The sequence below is a fragment of the Arthrobacter sp. 01T414 genome, assembly GCF_056398965.1.
In genome coordinates this window covers 96,567-115,733 of sequence record NZ_JBFTQK010000005.1, presented here as the reverse complement: position 1 = coordinate 115,733, position 19,167 = coordinate 96,567, and the positions used below count along the sequence as shown (strand labels likewise).

21 protein-coding genes are annotated in these 19,167 nt (G+C 68.3%); 16 read left to right on the top strand and 5 right to left on the bottom strand.

What is annotated here, in order from left to right:
* Positions 1-47: 47 nt before the first annotated feature.
* Positions 48-1,184: a WD40/YVTN/BNR-like repeat-containing protein gene (locus AC1DK9_RS12885; RefSeq protein WP_476861468.1), complete on the top strand. Its 1,137-nt coding sequence runs from the start codon at positions 48-50 to the stop codon at positions 1,182-1,184.
* An 8-nt stretch (positions 1,185-1,192) separates the two neighbouring features.
* Positions 1,193-1,480, top strand: a complete 288-nt coding sequence (locus AC1DK9_RS12880; RefSeq protein WP_476861469.1) for a MoaD/ThiS family protein — start codon at positions 1,193-1,195, stop codon at positions 1,478-1,480.
* 4 nt (positions 1,481-1,484) lie between these two features.
* On the opposite strand, the gene AC1DK9_RS12875 is transcribed toward AC1DK9_RS12880, so the two are convergent.
* Positions 1,485-1,721: a hypothetical protein gene (locus AC1DK9_RS12875; RefSeq protein ID WP_476861470.1), complete on the bottom strand. Its 237-nt coding sequence runs from the start codon at positions 1,719-1,721 to the stop codon at positions 1,485-1,487.
* Positions 1,722-1,886: 165 nt separating this feature from the next.
* Between AC1DK9_RS12875 and AC1DK9_RS12870 the strand changes: the two genes are divergently transcribed.
* The gene (locus tag AC1DK9_RS12870) at positions 1,887-2,963 is read left to right on the top strand and encodes an ATP-dependent DNA ligase (RefSeq protein ID WP_476916170.1); all 1,077 of its coding nucleotides are present in this window, start codon (positions 1,887-1,889) and stop codon (positions 2,961-2,963) included.
* Positions 2,964-3,095: 132 nt separating this feature from the next.
* Here AC1DK9_RS12870 and AC1DK9_RS12865 read toward each other — a convergent pair whose 3' ends face one another.
* On the bottom strand, positions 3,096-4,415 hold the full coding sequence (locus AC1DK9_RS12865; protein WP_476861472.1) for an MFS transporter: 1,320 nt from the start codon (positions 4,413-4,415) through the stop codon (positions 3,096-3,098).
* Between the two features lie 226 nt (positions 4,416-4,641).
* Between AC1DK9_RS12865 and AC1DK9_RS12860 the strand changes: the two genes are divergently transcribed.
* From AC1DK9_RS12860 to AC1DK9_RS12805, 12 genes are all read left to right on the top strand, one after another.
* A complete protein-coding gene (locus AC1DK9_RS12860) occupies positions 4,642-5,502 on the top strand; it encodes an IclR family transcriptional regulator (RefSeq protein ID WP_476916169.1) in 861 nt (286 codons plus the stop codon).
* Between the two features lie 124 nt (positions 5,503-5,626).
* Positions 5,627-6,508 carry a shikimate dehydrogenase gene (locus tag AC1DK9_RS12855; protein WP_476861474.1) on the top strand — a complete coding sequence of 294 codons (882 nt, stop codon included), beginning with the start codon at positions 5,627-5,629 and terminating at the stop codon, positions 6,506-6,508.
* Positions 6,508-8,439 (top strand): bifunctional sugar phosphate isomerase/epimerase/4-hydroxyphenylpyruvate dioxygenase family protein, encoded by a 1,932-nt coding sequence (locus AC1DK9_RS12850; RefSeq protein WP_476861475.1) that lies wholly within the window; start codon positions 6,508-6,510, stop codon positions 8,437-8,439. Before AC1DK9_RS12855 ends, AC1DK9_RS12850 begins: the two co-directional genes overlap by 1 nt.
* Positions 8,440-8,482: 43 nt before the next feature.
* The gene (gene pcaH, locus AC1DK9_RS12845; RefSeq protein ID WP_476861476.1) at positions 8,483-9,391 is read left to right on the top strand and encodes a protocatechuate 3,4-dioxygenase subunit beta; all 909 of its coding nucleotides are present in this window, start codon (positions 8,483-8,485) and stop codon (positions 9,389-9,391) included.
* A complete protein-coding gene (pcaG, locus tag AC1DK9_RS12840) occupies positions 9,384-9,980 on the top strand; it encodes a protocatechuate 3,4-dioxygenase subunit alpha (protein ID WP_476861477.1) in 597 nt (198 codons plus the stop codon). The genes pcaH and pcaG overlap by 8 nt, the downstream gene beginning before the upstream one ends.
* The gene (locus AC1DK9_RS12835; RefSeq protein WP_476916168.1) at positions 9,977-11,488 is read left to right on the top strand and encodes a lyase family protein; all 1,512 of its coding nucleotides are present in this window, start codon (positions 9,977-9,979) and stop codon (positions 11,486-11,488) included. Before pcaG ends, AC1DK9_RS12835 begins: the two co-directional genes overlap by 4 nt.
* Complete coding sequence (locus tag AC1DK9_RS12830) at positions 11,481-12,299, top strand: alpha/beta fold hydrolase (RefSeq protein WP_476916167.1); 819 nt, start codon at positions 11,481-11,483, stop codon at positions 12,297-12,299. The genes AC1DK9_RS12835 and AC1DK9_RS12830 overlap by 8 nt, the downstream gene beginning before the upstream one ends.
* Positions 12,296-12,766, top strand: a complete 471-nt coding sequence (gene pcaC / locus AC1DK9_RS12825) for a 4-carboxymuconolactone decarboxylase (protein ID WP_476916166.1) — start codon at positions 12,296-12,298, stop codon at positions 12,764-12,766. Before AC1DK9_RS12830 ends, pcaC begins: the two co-directional genes overlap by 4 nt.
* Positions 12,763-13,986, top strand: coding sequence for a thiolase family protein (locus tag AC1DK9_RS12820; protein WP_476916165.1), 1,224 nt, complete (start codon positions 12,763-12,765; stop codon positions 13,984-13,986). Before pcaC ends, AC1DK9_RS12820 begins: the two co-directional genes overlap by 4 nt.
* A 3-nt stretch (positions 13,987-13,989) precedes the next feature.
* The gene (locus AC1DK9_RS12815) at positions 13,990-14,649 is read left to right on the top strand and encodes a 3-oxoacid CoA-transferase subunit A (RefSeq protein WP_476916164.1); all 660 of its coding nucleotides are present in this window, start codon (positions 13,990-13,992) and stop codon (positions 14,647-14,649) included.
* Positions 14,649-15,323 (top strand): 3-oxoacid CoA-transferase subunit B, encoded by a 675-nt coding sequence (locus AC1DK9_RS12810; RefSeq protein WP_476916163.1) that lies wholly within the window; start codon positions 14,649-14,651, stop codon positions 15,321-15,323. The genes AC1DK9_RS12815 and AC1DK9_RS12810 overlap by 1 nt, the downstream gene beginning before the upstream one ends.
* Positions 15,324-15,358: 35 nt before the next feature.
* Positions 15,359-16,177 (top strand): IclR family transcriptional regulator domain-containing protein, encoded by an 819-nt coding sequence (locus AC1DK9_RS12805; protein WP_476916162.1) that lies wholly within the window; start codon positions 15,359-15,361, stop codon positions 16,175-16,177.
* Between the two features lie 75 nt (positions 16,178-16,252).
* On the opposite strand, the gene AC1DK9_RS12800 is transcribed toward AC1DK9_RS12805, so the two are convergent.
* Both AC1DK9_RS12800 and AC1DK9_RS12795 read right to left on the bottom strand, forming a co-directional pair.
* The gene (locus AC1DK9_RS12800) at positions 16,253-16,738 is read right to left on the bottom strand and encodes a hypothetical protein (RefSeq protein ID WP_476916161.1); all 486 of its coding nucleotides are present in this window, start codon (positions 16,736-16,738) and stop codon (positions 16,253-16,255) included.
* Between the two features lie 253 nt (positions 16,739-16,991).
* Positions 16,992-17,225: a hypothetical protein gene (locus tag AC1DK9_RS12795; protein WP_476861486.1), complete on the bottom strand. Its 234-nt coding sequence runs from the start codon at positions 17,223-17,225 to the stop codon at positions 16,992-16,994.
* Between the two features lie 213 nt (positions 17,226-17,438).
* Here AC1DK9_RS12795 and AC1DK9_RS12790 point away from each other — a divergent pair, with 213 nt between their 5' ends.
* On the top strand, positions 17,439-18,398 hold the full coding sequence (locus AC1DK9_RS12790; protein WP_476916160.1) for a diacylglycerol/lipid kinase family protein: 960 nt from the start codon (positions 17,439-17,441) through the stop codon (positions 18,396-18,398).
* Between the two features lie 108 nt (positions 18,399-18,506).
* On the opposite strand, the gene mscL is transcribed toward AC1DK9_RS12790, so the two are convergent.
* Entirely contained in the window at positions 18,507-19,031 is a 525-nt protein-coding gene (mscL, locus tag AC1DK9_RS12785) for a large conductance mechanosensitive channel protein MscL (RefSeq protein WP_476916159.1), read from the bottom strand.
* Positions 19,032-19,167: the final 136 nt, after the last annotated feature.

Here is a 19,167-nt window from a genome sequence, read left to right as displayed (position 1 = left end):
GCGAAAAACCATTGCGGCTCTCCGGCTGCGGTGGTTGCATGTAGGGCATGGCTACCGCAGAAAGTTATGTCCTGGCGATCGGCACCAAAAAAGGGCTCTGGCTCGCCAGCAGCCCGGACCGGCAAAACTGGTCCCTGTCCGGCCCGCACTTCCTGATGAGTGAGATCCCCAGCATCGCAATCGACACGCGTGGGGGCCGAACCCGCATCCTGGTCGGGGTCCGCTCGGAACACTGGGGACCCACCGTTTTCCACTCGGACGACCTCGGCGAAACCTGGAACGAGCCGGAAAACGGCGCCATCCGCTTCCCCGAGGGCACCGACGCCGCGCTGGAGCGCGTTTGGCAGATACATCCCGATGCCGATTCCCGCCCCGGCGTCGTCTGGGCCGGCTGCGAGCCGATCTCGGTCTGGAAGTCCACCGACGGCGGCGAACACTTCGAACTCAACCGGGGCCTCTGGGACCATCCGCACCGCAGTGAATGGGGTGCCGGCTACGGAGGGGCCGCGGCACATTCGATCGTCGTCCATCCCGACGGCGAGAAGGTGCACGTCGCCATGAGCACCGGCGGCGTGTACCGCTCGCTCGACGGCGGCACCTCCTGGGAGCCGCGGAACAAGGGGATCTCGGCGTACTTCATGCCCGATCCCAACCCCGAATTCGGCCAGTGTGTACACAAGATCGCTGCGGATGCCGCCGTCGAGGGCCGCCTGTACGCGCAAAACCACCATGGCGTCTACCGCAGCGACGACGACGCCGAAACCTGGGAATCCATCGCTGAGGGGCTGCCGGCCGATTTCGGCTTTGTCATGCTGACGCACCCCCGCCGTGCCGGCACAGCTTGGGTCATCCCGCTGAAGGCCGACGGCGAACGGATCCCGCCGGGCGGAAAGCTTGCCGTGCACCGGACCGACGATGCCGGCGCGAGCTGGAAGCGGCTCGACGCCGGCCTGCCGGAGTCCGAATTCAATGCCGTGCTGCGCGACGCGGCGTGCGTGGACGGCGCCGAACCTGCGGGGGTCTATTTTGGGACCCGCGGCGGCAGTGTCTACGCCAGTGCCGACGAAGGCGAACACTTCACCGAGGTTGCCTCGCACCTGCCCGACGTGCTGTGCGTGCGGGCCGCACAGGTGACCGGCGCCCCAGTGCCGGCGGCGGCGCAGTCCGCCGCGGCGTCCGCCTGAGGCTTCGCGTGCCCGGCATCAATGTGCTGCTTCCCAGCGTCCTCCAACCGCTGGCCGGCGGGCAGTCCATCCTGACTGCGCCCGCGGAGGGGGCCGTGACGGTCCAATGGTTGCTGGATTCGGTCGCGGGGGAATTCCCCGCCTTGTCCCGGCGCCTACGGGACGAAACCGGAGCCGTTCGCCGCTACGTGAATATATACGTCAACGGGAACGAAATCCGGCGGCTGCAGGGACTGGGGACGGAAGTGATGCCCGGCCAGGAAGTCCTGATCATCCAGTCCGTGGCCGGCGGCTAGCGGGCTAGGCCACGCGCCAGAGGCTGCACTCGTCGGCGTTGACGGCCTTGCGGGTGCCTGATTGCCGGTCCAGGATCCACACGACGCCGATCCCCGGCGCCGTCTCCTGCACGCTGCCGCGACGGATCACCACGTCGTCGTAGTTGGGGCCCACGCGCAGCCGGGCTTCGATCTCGTCGCCGCGGTGCAGCTGGTCGAGGGCGCGGATGCGGGTGATCTGGACCTTGGCTTCTTTCAACATGGCGGGCCTCCTGGACTGGAGCTGGTGCCTGCTCTTGCCGGCAACACCAGTGTCCTGCCCGTATGTTGCCGCTGCGTTTCGGTGCGGTAAGCGGTGGGTTAGTTTTCCCGGCCCTTCCCGGCTGCAGGGTCGACGTGTGCGGCTGGCCGCGCCAGAATGGGCCGTATGCGACTGCCGCTGATGCCTCCAATCCCGCCGATGCTGGCCAAAGCCGTCAGCGCGCTGCCCGAGGGGGCGATGAGCTTCGAGCCCAAGTGGGACGGCTTCCGCTCCATCATCTTCCGCGACGGCGACGAGGTGGAGATCGGCAGCCGGAACGGAAAGCCCCTGACCCGGTACTTCCCGGAACTCGTGGAGTCCCTAAAAGCAAATCTCCCGCCGCGCTGCGTGATCGACGGCGAGATTGTCTTGGTCGGCGCGGCCGGGAACCGGCTCGACTTCGACGCGCTCCAACAGCGGATCCATCCGGCAGCCAGCCGCGTCCGCCTGCTCGCCGCCCAGACTCCCGCGAGTTTCGTTGCCTTCGACCTGCTGGCGCTCGACGAGGATGACCTCACTGGGCGCCCGTTCGAGGAGCGCCGCGCGGTGCTCGAAGGGATGCTTGCGGGCAGCTCCGCCCCGGTGCACCTGACAGCCGCGACCCGGGACCGGGACACCGCGGCCCGTTGGTTCCGGCAGTTCGAAGGCGCCGGCCTGGACGGGATCGTGGCCAAGGCCTTGGACTCCCACTACCAGCCGGACAAGCGCACCATGTTCAAGGTCAAGCACGAACGCACCGCCGACTGTGTCCTCGCCGGGTACCGGGTACACAGCTCCGGTGCGGACCGGATCGGTTCGTTGTTGCTGGGGTTGTATGACGACGGCGGCGTCCTCGCCAATGTGGGCGTGGTGGGCGCGTTTCCGATGCAGCGCCGGAAGGAACTGTTCGAAGAACTCCAGCCGCTCGTTACCGATTTCTCCGAGCACCCGTGGGCCTCGGCCCGGCAGGAGGAAGGGGCCCGGACGCCGCGCAACGCCGAGGGAAGCCGGTGGAGCGGGGGCAAGGACCTGGGCTTCACGCCGCTGCGGCCGGAGCGGGTGGTTGAGGTGAAGTATGACCACATGGAGGGGCCGCGGTTCCGGCACACGGCCCAGTTCGTCCGCTGGCGGCCGGACCGGGAGCCCGCTTCCTGCACCTACGCCCAGCTGGAGGAACCGGTCAGCTATGACCTGGCCGCGGTGCTGGGCGCCGGACACGACTGAAGCTCCCGCCGTCGGGCGCTCCCGCCCGGTTCTTCCACCCTCCCGGCCCCCGACACACCGAAAAGCCCGGCGTGTTCACCGAACACGCCGGGCTCCTCCGGTTGTAACTGGTCGGGAACGCCCGGCCGGTTCCTAGCGCAGGCCGAGCTCCCTGGTGGGAACCTTGAAGGTTTCCTTAGCGGTCAGCGCAGAGACGGCGGCAATGGCGCAGATGATCCCGGTGAAGATGGTGATCTGGACCCAGCCGCCGGGCTGGATGCCGCCCATGGCCGCCACGATTGCCGGAGCAAAGCCGGCCATCAGGAAGCCGAGCTGGGTGCCGATCGCAAGGCCGGAGAAGCGGACCCGGGTGCTGAACATCTCGGCGTAGAAGGAAGGCCAGACGGCATTGGAGGCCGCGTAGCCGAAGGAGAAGAAGCCGATTGCGGCCAGGAACATCAGCGGGACGCTGCCGGATTCGAGGCTGAGCAGGAACACCGGGGTCAGCACCGCGCTGGACAGGGCGCCGTAGATAAAGACGGGCTTGCGGCCGATCCGGTCCGCCAGCTTGCCGAAGAGCGGCTGGGTGCCGAGCGCCACGAGGTTGGCGCCCACGACGAGCCACAGCGTGACGGTTCCGTCCACGTTCGCGACGTTCTTGGCGTAGGCGATGGCGAGGGTGCCGAACACGGTAGAGACGGCGGCGATGAACGCGCAGGCGACGACGCGCAGGACGTCGCGCCAGTGGTGCTTCAGCAGGTCGGCGATCGGGAGCTTGGAAATCTGTGCGCTCTTCTGGGCCTCTTCGAAGGCGGGCGGCTCGTGCAGGGTGCGGCGGATGAAGAACGCGACGACGACGACGACGGCGCTGAGCCAGAACGGGATGCGCCAGCCGATGCCGTACTTGATCTCGTCGGGCAGGGCCAGGACCGGGATGAAGACGAGGGCGGCGAGGATCTGGCCGCCCTGGGTGCCGGTCAGGGTCCACGAGGTGAAGAACGAACGGCGGTTGTCCGGGGCGTGCTCCAGCGTCATGGAGGAAGCCCCGGCCTGCTCGCCGGCGGCGGAGAGGCCCTGGCAGAGCCGGGCGATCACGAGCAGCACGGGAGCCCACCAGCCGACGGTCTTGAAGTCCGGCAGGCAGCCGATCACGAAGGTGGAGGCGCCCATCAGCAACAGCGTGAACATGAGGACCTTGCGGCGGCCCACCCGGTCACCGAAATGGCCCAGGATGATGGCCCCGACCGGACGTGCCACGTAGGCGAAGCCGAAGGTCGCGAAGGACATGATCGCGGCGTTGGTGCCGGCGTCCGGGAAGAAGACCTTCGGGAAGATGAGGGCGGCGGCGGATCCGAAGATGAAGAAGTCGTAATACTCGACGGCGCTGCCCAGGAAGCTGGCGAGGGCGGCCTTCTTTGGTGTCCCGGCCGGTGCGGCAGTGCCCGGCGTCGTAGACGGCAGTGTCTGGCTCATGATGTTCCTTTGGTGTGACGACGTTGTCGCGGATGGATCGGGAAGGTCTTGACGGCCGCTGGCTTCAAGTGTGCGGCAGCCGTTGGACCAAGGAAAGACCCGGACTAGTAGCCACATGGTGGGAGCTACTTGTGCGATGTAGCAAGCATGGCTGTGAGCGCGATCACTTGTCAAGAAAAATAATCACTATCTAGCAATAGCTCTCACCATGTGAGAACATCGATGCATGAGTGTGAATCAAGACACAGGGCCGGACACCGCAGTCGAAGCCCCTGCAGAGGCCGCGGAGGCCGCCGTTGAGACCGGGAAGCCTGTTCGCCCGGCGAAGGAGGATTCCCGCACGGACATGGTGGGCAAGGCCCTGGGCCTGCTCGTCCTGCTGGGCGACGAGCCGCGGGGAGCCAGTGCCGCCGAGCTCTCACGCCGGGCGGAACTGCCCTTCAGCACCACCTACCGGCTGCTCGGCTCGCTGACCCGGGACGGCTTTGTGGACTACGAGCCGGACGGACGCCGGTACCACCTGGGCCTGCGCGTCTTCCAGCTCGGCCAGCGGGTCTCCAACCACCACGGCTTTGCCGGGACCGCGCTGCCCATCCTGCGGCGCGTCACCGAGGAGACGGGCGAGGCCACCATCCTCTCCGTCCGCGACGGAAACCACCACCTGACCGTCAACAAGGTGGACGGCCCGCAGACCTTCCGTGTCACCTCGGATCCGGGCCACCTTGGCGCCCTGCACACCACCTCCGTGGGCAAGGCGCTCGTGGCGTTCGCCGACGACGCCACGCGGAGCCGGCTGGTGGAGGAGCTCGAGCTCGAGCCGCTCACGGGGCTCTCCATCACGGACCGGGAGGCCTTCCGGTCCGAAATAGAACTGGTTCGGCAGCGCGGCTACGCCACCATGGACGAGGAAAACGAGCTGGGCATGCGTGCCGTCGCGGTGCCGGTTTTCAACTCGCAGGGCCACGCCTTCGCCTCACTGGCCACCGCGGTGCCGGTGTTCAGGATGAGCATGGAGGCGCTGGTTGCCCTCGTGCCGCTGCTGCAGTCCGCAGCGGCTGAGCTCTCGGCCCGGCTGCCACAGCAGTAGTCACCGATGTTCGTAATAAGAACACTCGTGCAATATGTGAACACTTGCAGTAATGTAATCCCTACCACCCGGCCTGCCGCCCGCAGCGCGGCCGCCGAGTGCCGTTGTCAAAGGAGCTAGACGGATGAGCAATCGAGCAGAGTCCTTCCTCGTGGGCCTGGTAGGCGATGGCGTCACGCCGTCGCTCACGCCCGCCATGCATGAGCGCGAAGGCGATGTGCAGGGCCTCCGGTACCTCTACCGCCCCATCGATCTCACCGAGCTGGGCCTCCCGGGCGAGGCTGTTGGGGAACTCCTGACCGGCGCGCAGCGGCTCGGTTTCAACGGCCTGAACATCACCCATCCGTGCAAGCAGCTGGTGCTGGAACACCTTGACGAGATCTCGCCGGACGCCCGGCGCCTTGGGGCCGTCAACACGGTGACCATCCGGGACGGCCGCTTCATCGGCCACAACACCGATTTCTCCGGGTTTGCCTCCGCCCTCGCGTCCGGTTTGCCTGGGGCGAAGCTGGACCGCGTCGTGCAGCTGGGCGCCGGCGGCGCCGGGTCCGCCGTCGCCTACGCCCTGCTGACCGCGGGGGTGCGGCGGCTGGATCTCGTGGATACCGACGTCGCCCGTTGCGCGGACCGGGCAGCCGAGCTCGCCGGGTTCTTCCCGCAGAGCCGGGTCACGGCGCGGACGACGGCGGAACTCCCCGAGCTCATGCCCCTCGCCGACGGGCTGGTGCACTGCACCCCCGTCGGGATGGCCGCCCACCCCGGTGTCCCGCTGGACATGTCCCTCGTGGAACCGCGGCACTGGGTTGCGGACATCGTTTACCGGCCGATCGAGACCGAACTGGTCCGCGAAGCCCGTGCCAAGGGCTGCGAGGTGCTCGACGGCGGCCGGATGGCCGTGGGCCAGGCTGCCGACGCCTTCCGGATCTTCACCGGCGTCAAGGCCGACGCGGAACGGATGCGGGCCCACTTCCTGGAGCTCGTCGCCGCCGAGGAGGTGGCCGCCTGATGCGCACCGGAATCGCCACCGTCTGCCTCTCCGGCACCCTGCGGGAGAAGATGCAGGCCTGCGCCGCCGCCGGTTTCGACGGGATCGAGATCTTTGAACAGGACCTTGTGACTTCCTCCCTGAGCCCGGAGGAGGTCCGGTCGATGGCAGCGGACCTGGGCCTGAGCCTGGACCTCTACCAGCCGTTCCGCGACTTCGACAGTGTGCCGGAGGAGCTGCTCGCCGCGAACCTGCGCCGGGCGGAGGCCAAGTTCCGGCTCATGTCCCGGCTGGGGATGGACACCATCCTGGTCTGCTCCAATGTGGCCACGGCCAGCATCGACGACGACGAGCTTCGCGCCGCGCAGCTGTCCCGGCTCGCCTCGCTCGCCGGCAGCCACGGCGTGAAGGTCGCTTACGAGGCCCTGGCCTGGGGCAAGTACGTGAACGACTACGAGCACGCCCACCGCCTGGTGCAACTGGTGGACCACCCGAACCTGGGTACCTGCCTTGATTCCTTCCACATTCTGTCCCGGGACTGGGATACGGCCCCGATCGAGGGGTTCGACCCGGCGAAAATTTTCTTCGTCCAGGTGGCGGACGCCCCCAAGCTCTCCATGGACGTGCTGTCCTGGAGCAGGCATTACCGGGTCTTCCCGGGCGAGGGGCAGTTCGAGCTCGCGAAGTTCATGGGCCACGTGGTCCGCGCAGGCTATGCCGGCCCCGTCTCGCTGGAGGTCTTCAACGACGTCTTCCGGCAGTCCGACGTCGAACGGACCGCCGTGGACGCCATGCGTTCGCTGATCTGGCTCGAGGAACAGAGCGCCCAGTGGCTGGAGGCAAACCCCGCAGCGGCCGAAACGGGCGCCGGGGCTCCGGGCCGCCGCCGTTATCCGATGGAACTGGCCACGCTGCCGCGGGTGGCCGAACCGGCCGGCTTCAACTTCGCTGAGGTGCGCACGGCCGACACCGCCGCGCTGGAGACCCTGCTGGGCCAGCTTGGCTTCGCCTCCAACGGCCGGCACCGGACCAAGAACGTGCAATTGTGGACCATGGGCCACGCGCGCGTGATCATCAACGAGGAGGCGCCCGCCGCGGCGGAGACCGCCATTGCCGCGGTCGGCTTCGACGTCGATTCGCCGGTGATCGCGGCCGCCCGGGCGCAGCAGCTCAAGGCCCCCGCCGTGCCGCGCAAGAGCCAGGCCAACGAGGAAATCTTCCAGGGCTTCGCTGCCCCCGATTCCACCGAAATCTTCCTGTGCCAGGGCAGCCCGGACGGCACCGCCGCCTGGGTCGGCGAGTTCGGCACGGCACCCGAATCCGCGACCGCGGGATCCAGCACGGCGCCGCAGGCCGTGATCGACCACGTCAACCTGGCGCAGCCGTGGCAGCACTTCGACGAGGCCGTGCTTTTCTACACCAGCGCCCTGGCCCTGGAACCGCAACCGTACGCGGAAGTGGCCAGCCCCACCGGGCTGGTCCGCTCCCAGGTGATGACCACCCGGGACCGCGGCGTGCGGCTGGTGCTGAACCTGGCCCCGCTGCACCAGCAGGACGGCGGGCCGGACACGGCCGCCAGCGCCGCAACGGGAATCCAGCGCCGGACCTACCAGGAACACATCGCGTTCGCCGTCGATGACCTGGTGGCCACGGCCCGGGCCGCGCGCGGACGGGGCCTGGAGTTCCTGCGCATCCCGGCGAACTACTACGAGGACCTGGACGCGCGTTTCGACCTGGATCCGGCGTTCCTGGGCACGTTGCGCGAACTGAACCTGCTCTACGACCGCGACGCGGACGGCGAATTCCTGCACTTCTACACCGCCACCGTCGGCAGCGTGTTCTTCGAAATGGTGGAACGCCGCGGCTCCTACGACGGCTACGGGGCACCCAACGCCCCGGTCCGGCATGCCGTCCAGTACGACCACCTGCACCAGCTCAACCTCACCGCCTGACCACCCCCGGCCAGGATCGCCCTACCAACGAAAGGAGGCTGCTGTGCCTGAAGAAATCAACCTTGAAATTTTCAACGCGGATCCGATCACCGAAGACGTGTCCGACGCAGCGCCCGAGGCCGCACCGAAGGCTGCCACTAAGGCCGTCCCGGCCCTCGACTCCGCCGCGGAATCGCAGCAGATCCTCAGCGACGAGATGAAGGCCCTGGCCGACGCCTACGCGCAGGCCCGCCAAAACGGCGCCGCGGCGGAAATCCAGCCCCGGCTGGACTACCCCCCGTACCGCAGCAGCATCCTGCGCCACCCGACCAAGAGCCTGCATCACGCGGATCCGGAGACCATCGAGTTGTACTCGCCGGCCTTCGGGCACATGGACGTGCACGCGCTCGAATCCGACCTCACCATCCAGCACAACGGCGAACCGCTGGGCGAGCGGATCATCGTCTCCGGCCGCGTGCTCGACGGCGACGGCCGGCCGGTCGCCGGCCAGCTCGTGGAGATCTGGCAGGCCAACTCCTCCGGCCGCTACATCCACAAGCGGGACCAGCACCCGGCCCCGCTCGACCCGAACTTCACCGGCGTCGGCCGCTGCATCACCGGCGCGGACGGGTCCTACAGCTTCACCACGATCAAGCCCGGCGCCTACCCGTGGAAGAACCACCTAAACGCCTGGCGGCCGGCGCACATCCACTTCTCCCTGTTCGGCCAGGAGTTCACGCAGCGGATCGTCACCCAGATGTACTTCCCGGGCGACCCGCTCTTCGCCCTCGATCCGATTTACCAGTCGATCGTGGACCAGGACGCCCGCGACCGGCTGGTGGCCACGTACAACCACGATCAGACCAAGCCCGAGTGGGCGCTGGCCTACAACTGGGACATTGTCCTGACCGGTTCGAAGCGGACCTGGACGGAAAACGAGGCACTCGGCGCGGAAGGTGACGACCATGAGTAAATTGACCCCCACCCCCGGCCAGACGGTCGGCCCGTTCTACGGCTACGCGCTGCCCTACGCAAAGGACCGCGAGCTGCTGGCCCCCGGAACCGCCGGCTCCATCCGCCTGCAGGGCACCGTCTACGACGGCGCCGGCCACCCGGCCCCGGACGCCATCCTGGAGATCTGGCAGGCCGACGCCGAGGGCAAAGTCCCGCAGCGTACCGGCTCCCTGGTCCGCGACGGCTACACCTTCACCGGCTTCGGCCGCAGCGCCGTCGGCAACACCGGCGTCTTCACCTTCACCACCGTCAACCCCGGCCCCACCGCGCCCGGTGCCGCACCCTTCATCTCCGTGGTCGTGTTCGCCCGCGGCCTGATGAACCGGCTGTTCACCCGCGTCTACCTGCCGGAGAATGAGGACGCCCTTGCCGCGGACCCGCTGCTGTCCTCGCTGGAACCTGAACGCCGCCGGACCCTGATCGCCCGGCGCGACCCCGACGGCGGCCTGAGCTGGGACATCCGGCTGCAGGGCGAGGCCGAGACGGTCTTCCTCGATTTTGAAGGCAGCGGCGCCGAGGATTCTCCCGTTCAGGGCGCCGCGAAGTGACACCCCCCAACGGTGACCTTGGAGCCGGCCCGGACGGCGACTTCGGCCTGCTCAGCCCGGTGTCGGCTTCGCCCCGGGTGGCGGCGCTGACCGGCGACCGCGCGGTACTCGCCGCCATCCTCCGGGTCGAGGCCGGCTGGGCTGCCGTCCTCGAAGAGGCCTCCCTGGCCCCGGCCGGATCCGCCGCCCTCGTGGCGGAGGCCTCCGACGTCGAGCGCTACGACCTCGCCGGAATCGCCGTCCGCGCCCAGGGCGGCGGCAACCCGGTGATCCCGCTGCTCGCAGACCTGCGTGCGCAGGTGGCAGCCCTGGACACGGCCGGCCTTGGCGCCGGACGCGCCGTGCACACCTCGCTGACCAGCCAGGACGTGCTCGATTCCGCCCTGATGCTGCTGGCAGCAACGGCCGTCCGGGAACTCCTCCTCGACGTCAAACGCACGACGGCGGCCCTCGCCGACCTCGCGGAGCGGCACCAGCAAACCCTGTGTGTGGGCCGCAGCCTGACCCAGCACTCGCTGCCGTTCAGCTTCGGGCTCAAGGCCGCGCAGTGGTTCCACGGGCTCGCCGCGGCCGGCCGCCGGCTCGAGGCGCTGCAGCTCCCGGTGCAGAGCGGCGGAGCCGCCGGCACCCTGGCCGCCGGCACGGTGTTGACCGAAGGCTCGGCCCTGTCCCCGTTCGACCTGGCCGACCGGCTTGCCGCCCGGCTGGGACTGGCCGCGGCCCCGGCACCGTGGCACACCAACCGGCTCGCGGTCACCGCGCTCGGGGACGCCCTGGCCGCCGTGACGGACGCTGCGGGCAAAATCGCCGCCGACGTACTCTTCCTGAGCCGCCCGGAAGTGGCCGAACTCGCCGAACCGCGGGCCGCCGGCCGGGGCGGTTCCTCGGCCATGCCGCAAAAGCAAAACCCGGTGCTTTCCGTGCTGGTCCGCAGCGCAGCGCTGCAGGCACCGGCGCTTGCCGCTCAGCTGCACATCTCGGCAGCCAATTTCGACGACGAACGCCCCGACGGCGCCTGGCACAGTGAGTGGCCCGCGCTGCGCTCCCTGCTCCGGCTGTCCCTGGGCGCCGCCGGCCAGCTCCGCGAACTGGCAGAGGGCCTGACGGTCTTCCCGTCCGCTATGCGGCGGAACCTGGATCTCTCCGGACCGCTGCTGCTCTCCGAGGCGGTGAACGCCGCCGTCGTGCCCCTGCTGGGAACGGACGGCCGGCGCCGGCTCCAGGACGTGGTGGACCAGACGCTGCAGGTGCCCGCGGCCGAACAGCCAAGCTCCTACCGGAAGCTGCTGCGCGCCGCCGTCCCGGCCGAACTGCTCTCCGACGAACGGCTCGAGGCGTTGCTGGACCCGGCCAACTACCTCGGCCAGGCCGCCGAAATATCCTGCCGCATCCTCGCGGCGTGGCCCGACTTCGCGCAGCCGGATCCCGGACCGGGCCTATCGGCCGAACAGAACACGACGGTCGAGGACAAGAATGCGACCGAAGAGAAAGGCGCCCACCGTGGCTAGACCAACCCTGAAAGCCGTCCTGCTCTCGCCGGTGCGCGAGCTCGGCGACAAGCCCCTCCTCGTGGCGGGCCCGTCGCTCGGCACCTCCACGCTGCTCTGGAGCCAGGCGGGGGCGCTGCTCGGCAACGACGTCGACGTCGTCGCCTGGGACCTGCCGGGGCACGGCGTCTCACCGGCCGCGGCGGAGCCGTTTACGGTCGATGAGCTGGCCGACGCCGTCGTTGACCTGGTCGACTCGATCGCGCCCGGTGCCCGGTTCCACTACGCCGGAGTGTCCCTTGGTGGGGCCACCGGCCTGCAGTTGGGCATCAAGCACGGAGAACGGCTCAAGAGCCTCTCCGTACAGTGCAGCGGCGCGAAGATCGGCACCCCGGAGGGCTGGCTGGAACGGGCCGAAACCGTCCGCAACCAGGGCGCCGGGGTGATGATCGAGGGATCCGCCCAGCGCTGGTTCGCGGAAGGCTTCATGGAACGCCAGCCCGAGCTCAGCAGCCGCCTGCTGCACACCCTGCGCGATGCGGACAGGTTCAGCTACGCCTTTTGCTGTGAGGCCCTCGCCGGCTTCGACGTGCGGGACGAACTCGGCAGCATCCGGGTCCCCACCCAGGCCCTGGCCGGCGCCGAGGACACCGTCGCCCCGCCGTCGTTCGCGAAGGAGATCGCGGACGGCATCACCGCCGGCGGCGGCACGGCGAACGCCGCGACGCTGGAGGGCGTCTCCCACCTGGCACCCTTCGAGGCGCCGGGGCATGTGGCCGAACTGCTGCGCAGCCTGATCAGCTGGACCGAATCCCGCGGAGCAGGAAAATGACCGGCCCAGAGCAGATCGGCCCGGATCGGCAGGGCGTAGTCCAGCCGGATGCCACCAGCCGGGAGATCTACGACGGCGGCATGAAAGTCCGCCGCGAGGTGCTCGGCGCCGCGCACGTGGACCGCGCCAACGCCACCAGGGACTCCTTCACCGAGGACTTCCAGGACATGATTACCCGGATCGCCTGGGGCGGGATCTGGACCCGGCCCGGGATCAGCCGTCAGATGCGTTCGGCCGTCACCATCACCGCGATGGTGGCGCACGGGCACTGGGACGAGCTGGCCATGCACATCCGTGCCGCGCTCAACAACGGACTCAGCCGGGACGAGATCAAGGAAATCCTGCTGCAGACCGCCATCTACTGCGGCGTGCCCTCCGCCAACACTGCCTTCAAAACGGCGCAGCAGGTGTTCCACCTCATCGACAACGCCGACGCGGACGACCCCGGAACGGAAGCAACAGTATGAACCAGGCCTATGTCTTCGACGCCGTGCGGACCCCGTTCGGCAAGTTCGGCGGCGGACTCGCGGGGGTCCGCCCGGATGATCTGGCCGCGCATGTGATCGGCGAGGCGGTCAGGCGCGCGCCGCAGCTCGACGTCGAGCGGATCGACGAGGTGGTCTTCGGCAACGCCAACGGCGCCGGCGAGGAGAACCGCAACGTGGCCCGGATGGGCACCCTGCTGGCCGGATTGCCGGTGTCGGTTCCCGGCACTACGGTCAACCGGCTGTGCGGATCCTCGCTGGACGCCGCGATCATCGCGTCCCGCCAGATCAATACCGGCGACGCCGATCTGCTGCTGGTGGGCGGGGTTGAGTCGATGTCCCGGGCTCCCTGGGTGCTGCCGAAGACTGAGAAGCCCTACCCGGCTGGGGACCTCTCCCTGGTCTCTACGACGCTGGGCTGGCGGCTGGTGAACAAGAACATGCAGCCGGACTGGACCGTCTCGCTAGGCGAAGCCACCGAACGGCTGGCGGACAAATACGGCGTGACCCGCGAGGCGCAGGACGAATTCGCCGCCAACTCGCACAACCTCGCCGCGGCTGCCTGGGACGAGGGGTTCTATGACGGACTCGTCGCCGCGGTTCCGGGCACCGACCTGGTCCGGGACGAGGGCATCCGGCCCGGATCCTCGGCCCAGAAGCTCGCGGGGCTGAAGACCGTGTTCCGCGCCGACGGCACCGTTACCGCCGGGAACGCGTCCCCGCTCTCCGACGGCGCCTCCGCGGCGTGGCTGGGTTCCGAGGACGCCGCCGGCATCCTGGGCCTGGACCCGTTGGCCAGGATCGCCGGCCGCGGCGCGCACGCCAACGACCCCCAGTTCTTCGGCTATGCCCCCGTCGAGGCCGCGAACAAGGCCCTCGCCAAGGCGGGTATCGGCTGGGACCAGGTCGGCGCCGTCGAACTCAACGAGGCCTTCGCCGCCCAGTCGCTGGCCTGCATCAACGCCTGGGGGATCGACCCGTCGATCGTGAACCGGCACGGCGGCGCGATCGCCATGGGGCACCCGCTGGGCGCTTCCGGCGGACGGATCCTCGGCACCCTGGCCCGGTCCCTGCAGGCCTCCGGCGAACGCTGGGGCGTCGCCGCGATCTGCATCGGCGTCGGCCAGGGCCTCGCCGTCGTGCTCGAAAACGTCACCACCGCCGGGCGGAACAACCCGCCGTCACCAGCTGCAAAGGGCTAGTCCATGCTGAATTTCATTGACACCGTCGGCGAGGCAGTCGCCGGCATCCAGGACGGTTCCACCGTGATGATCGGTGGCTTCGGTAACGCCGGGCAGCCGTTCGAACTCATTGACGCGCTGCTGGACTGCGGGGCCACCGACCTCACCGTGGTCAACAACAACGCGGGCCAGGGCGACCAGGGCCTCGCGCTGCTGATCAAGGAGGGGCGGGTGAAGAAGATGATCTGTTCCTTCCCGCGGCAGTCCGACTCCTGGCACTTCGACGCGAAATTCCGCGCCGGGGAGATTGAACTGGAGCTCGTGCCGCAGGGCAACCTGGCCGAACGGATCCGCGCCGCCGGCGCCGGAATCGGCGGGTTCTTCACCCCCACCGGCTACGGCACCATGCTGGCCGAAGGCAAGGAAACCCGGTTCCTGGACGGCAAGTGGCAGGTTTTCGAGACCCCCATCCACGCCGACGTCGCGCTCATCAAGGCGCTCACGGCCGACGGCAAGGGCAACCTCGTCTACCGCAAGACGGCCCGTAACTTCGGTCCGATCATGGCCGCCGCCGCGAAACACACGATCGCCCAGGTCTCCGAGCTCGTGCCGACAGGCGGCCTGGACCCTGAAATCGTCGTGACCCCCGGAATTTACGTCAACAGCATCGTGAAGGTGGCCTGATGAGCATCCAGACGAGTATCCAGACCTCGGACAAGCCGCTGGGCCGCGACGACCTGGCCCGCCTGGTGGCCCGGGACATCAAGCCCGGTTCCTTCGTGAACCTGGGCATCGGCCAGCCCACGCTGGTCTCCAACTACCTGGAGCCGGAACAGGACATCACGCTCCACACCGAGAACGGCATGCTCGGGATGGGCCCGGAAGCCACCGGTGACCAGATCGACGGCGACCTCATCAACGCCGGCAAGATTCCCGTGACCGAATTGCCCGGTGCCTCCTACTTCCATCACGCCGACTCCTTCGCGATCATGCGCGGCGGCCACCTGGACATCTGCGTGCTGGGCGCCTTCCAGGTCTCGGCCACCGGCGACCTCGCCAACTGGCACACCGGCGCGCCGGACGCGATCCCCGCCGTCGGCGGCGCCATGGACCTGGCCACCGGCGCCAAAGACGTGTTCGTGATGATGACGCTGCTGACCCGCGAGGGAGTATCCAAGCTGGTGGAGTCCTGCAGCTACCCGCTGACCGGCATCGGCTGCGTCACGCGGGTCTACACGGACAAGGCAGTCTTCCTGACCGGCCCCGACGGCGTCCAGGTGCGGGAGACCTTCGGCTGCACCCTCGAGGAACTGCAGGCCTTGGTGCCGGTGCCGCTCTCGGCCGCAGCCCAGGCCTGACGCGTATAAAGTGATGCGTGATCGAGAGGCGTTAAATGACTGAGGCAGCAAAGGCCACCCGTGCCGACGGGGCGCCGGCGGCCAGCGACCAGTACGTGCAGTCGCTGGCGAGGGGACTGGCGGTGATCCGGTCCTTTGACTCGGAGCACCCGCTGATGACGCTGACCGAGGTTGCGGCCCGGACCGACCTCACCCGTGCAACGGCACGGCGCTTCCTGCACACCCTCGTCGAGCTCGGCTACGTCCGCACCGACGGCAAGGCCTTCGCGCTGACCGCCAAGGTGCTCCAGCTCGGCTACGCCTACCTGTCCGGGCTGTCGCTGCCGCAAATTGCCCAGCCGCACCTGGAGGAACTGTCGCTCAAGCTGGGGGAGTCGACGTCGGCCGCCGTGCTGGACGGCACGGACATCGCCTACATCGCCCGGGTGGCGACGCGGCGGATCATGACCGTCGGCATTACCGTCGGCACCCGCTTCCCCGCATACGCCACCTCCATGGGCCGGGTCCTGCTGGCCGCCTTACCGCCTGCCGAGCTCCAGGAGTACCTGGCTACGGCACGGATCCGGCCGCTCACCCCGCGCGCCATCGGCACCCGCGAGGAGCTGCTGGCCGAGCTGGACACCGTCCGGGCCCAGGGCTGGTGTCTGCTGGACCAGGAGCTGGAGCTCGGGCTGATGTCCCTGGCGGCGCCGATCTACGACGGTCCGGACAGGGTGGTCGCCGCCATCAACGTCTCGCTGCAGGCCCAGGCCGTTGCCGCCCAGCCTGACCCGGAGGCGTATCTCGATTCGGTCCGCGAAGCAGCCGTTGCCACCGCGGAACTCATCTCCGCGGATCTTTCCGCCGGACGCTGACGTTACGCTGACGCGGCCCTTTCCGCGCGGCCCTGACGCTGACGGGGCCCTGTCGCTGACGGGCTCTGACCCGGCCTAGCTTCGGCGGGACTGGGCGAAGAGCTGCCGCAGGGTGAAGAAGCAGCCCAGCGCGCTGAACAGCAGCGCCATCAGGAACTCCCCTTTGAGGCCCTCGATCAGGTCTGCGTTGCTGGTCAGGTTGTAGCCCAGCAGGTCCCAGGCCTCCGGTTCGAACAGCAGGGCCAGCGGTGAGGCGCCAAGGTAGTCGGCCAGGTCCAGCCAAATGGTGCCCAGGAATGAGAGCAGCACCGTCGCCACCGTCACGGCCACGACAACCCACGCGCCGCGCCTGGTTATGCTGCCGCCGCTGCCCACGGTGCTCCCGGCGATATACAGCTTGGCGGCGCCGGCCGCCGTCACAAAGGCAACGATGGAGGCCATCCAGCCCATCTTCCACAGAATCAGCCAGAGGGCGACGCCTACCGGGACCATGGCCAAGGCGAAGACGGTGCCCCGCAGCATGTGCTCCAGGGACTCCGTCCGGACGCGGGGGAGGGGCAACGCGGGCAGCTGAGCCTGGCGGTGATCGGAAGAATCCGGCCAAGGAGCCCCGTCGGGCCAACGCTGGCCGTAGCCCGGCTCGCCCTGGCCGAAGGATGTGGATTCTTTTCTGGCGTCAAAATCTGCGCGCTCTGTCATCATTCCCCCAAATGATCTGTGTGTCCCGGCCCACTATGGGCCGGTAAATCCCGCTTATTCTGGCACACCCGGGGAGGGAATTGATGATCTGCGCTGTTCTATTTCTGACCGGGCGTCAGCCGGCGGTGTCAGCTTTCGTCGATACCGTGATCGTGACCCCCGCTGCGTCGTCGCGGATGGTTAGGTGCAGCGGCCTGTCCACGAGGCTGGCATGCATCTCTTCGGCATCCTCCGGGGCCAGCTGCTCAGCCAGCCGGGTAAGGGCCAGGGCCATCGCCCGGCCCCAGTCGTGCGGATCCCTGCTCGAGGCTTCGGCCTCGGCTGAGTAGTTTTCCCCTGGATCGGTCATGTGGCCGCCTTCCGCGCCTGGAACGCGGCCGCCCCGGCGAATCCGGAGCGGCATCCGGACGGGTCCGGTACGCGTCAGTTCGTGAACATGGCCAGTGTAGTGACCGGTCCAACAGCGCGTCCATGACTCCCTGCCACGCTGCGCAGCTTATCCGCCCCGCCCCGATAGGCTTTCCCTGCGGGACCCATCCCGCCCACACGCCCGAAGGACGCCATGTCACAGACCAATGCCGCGCAGAACACTTCTGTTCAGGACACTTCCGTTCAGACCCGGCGCGCCGCCGTCATCATCAATCCCATGAAGTCTTCCGGAGAGGACTTCAAGGCCTCGTTCTACCGGCTCTGCGAAACCCAGGGCTGGACGGAGCCGCTCTGGCTCGAGACCACGGCCGAGGACACCGGGCTGGGCCAGGCCCGGGAAGCGCTGGAGGCGGGGGTCGACGTCGTGATCGCCGCAGGCGGCGATGGAACCGTCCGCTGCGTGGCCGAGGTCCTTGCGGGCACCGGGACGCCGATGGGCCTGGTGCCGATGGGCACCGGCAACCTGCTGGCCCGCAACATCGGCGTGGACATCACTGACCCGGTGGCCGCCAGCTACGACGTCCTGAACGGCACGGACATCAAGGTGGACGTGGTAAAGGCCAGCCTGGACCACTCCCAGGACGAACAAGTCTTCCTGGTCATGGCCGGACTCGGCTACGACGCTGCGATCATGGCGAACACCGTGGACGAGCTCAAGGACCGAGTGGGCTGGCTCGCATATGTCGAGGCCGGCATCCGGCACCTGCCCGGCAAGCCGGTCAAGGCGCACATCAGCATTGACGGCCAGCACCCGGTCCGGCGCCGGATCCGCAGCGTCATGGTGGGCAACTGCGGCAAGATCACCGGCGGGGTGGAAGTCTTCCCCGACGCAAAGATCGATGACAACATCCTGGACGTCCTGATCCTGGCTCCGGCGGGCCGGCTCGGCTGGTTCAGCGTGCTGGCCGGCATGTTCGGCCGGAAGAACGGCAAGAACAAGTCGGTGGAGTACTTCGCCGGAAAGTCCGCGGAAATCAGCCTCGACCATGAGCAGGAGTTCCAGCTCGACGGCGACCACATCGGCAAGGCCAAGCACCTCAAGGTCGCCGTGGAGCACGAGGCGCTGACCATAAGGATGACGAAGGCGGTCTAGCCGGACGCTCCCTCACGTTTGGTGGGTTAGGGGGTGACGCTCACTCACGTTTGGTGGGTTTGGGGGTGACGCTCCCTCACGTTTGGTGGGTTTGGGGGTGACGCTCCCTCACCTTCGGGGAGAAGGCGCGCCGGAATGGGCGAGGTCCTCGGAGGGAACTTCATCGTCGGGGAGCCCGACGGCGGCGTGCCGGCCGCCGTCGTCGTCGCCTTTACCCACGCCCGCCCCGGATCCGGCCAGGGAGGCCAGCAGGTCGCGGATCTCGGCGAGCAGAGCGGTGTCCGGCGGCAGGGGCTTCTCCTCGGGCTCTGCGGTGGCCAGCCGGTGCTTGACCATCCGGTTGATCCGGTTCATCGGTGCTACGAAAATGAAGTACACCACCGCGGCGGTGATGATGAAAGTCACGAAGGCCGTCAGGACGGCGCCGAAGTTCACAAATGTCTTGGAGTTTCCCGGCCAGATGGAGAAGCCGAGGCCTTGGGCCTCGACGCCGCCGGCTGCAGCGATGATCGGGTTCACGATGTTCGTGGTGAACGCCGTCACCAGTGCGGTGAAGGCCGTACCGACGACGACGGCGATGGACAGTTCGATCACGTTGCCGCGCAGGATGAAGTCCTTGAATCCTTTGAGCATGGGGTCCTCCGGAATACTGCCGTGTGGGTGGTTCAACCGCTCGACGCTACCATCCGGCCGTCCTCGAGTTCTTTCCGTTGAATGGAATACGAAGCCCGGATTGGCCGGGTTCCGGCGTACGATTCAGCTGGATGCC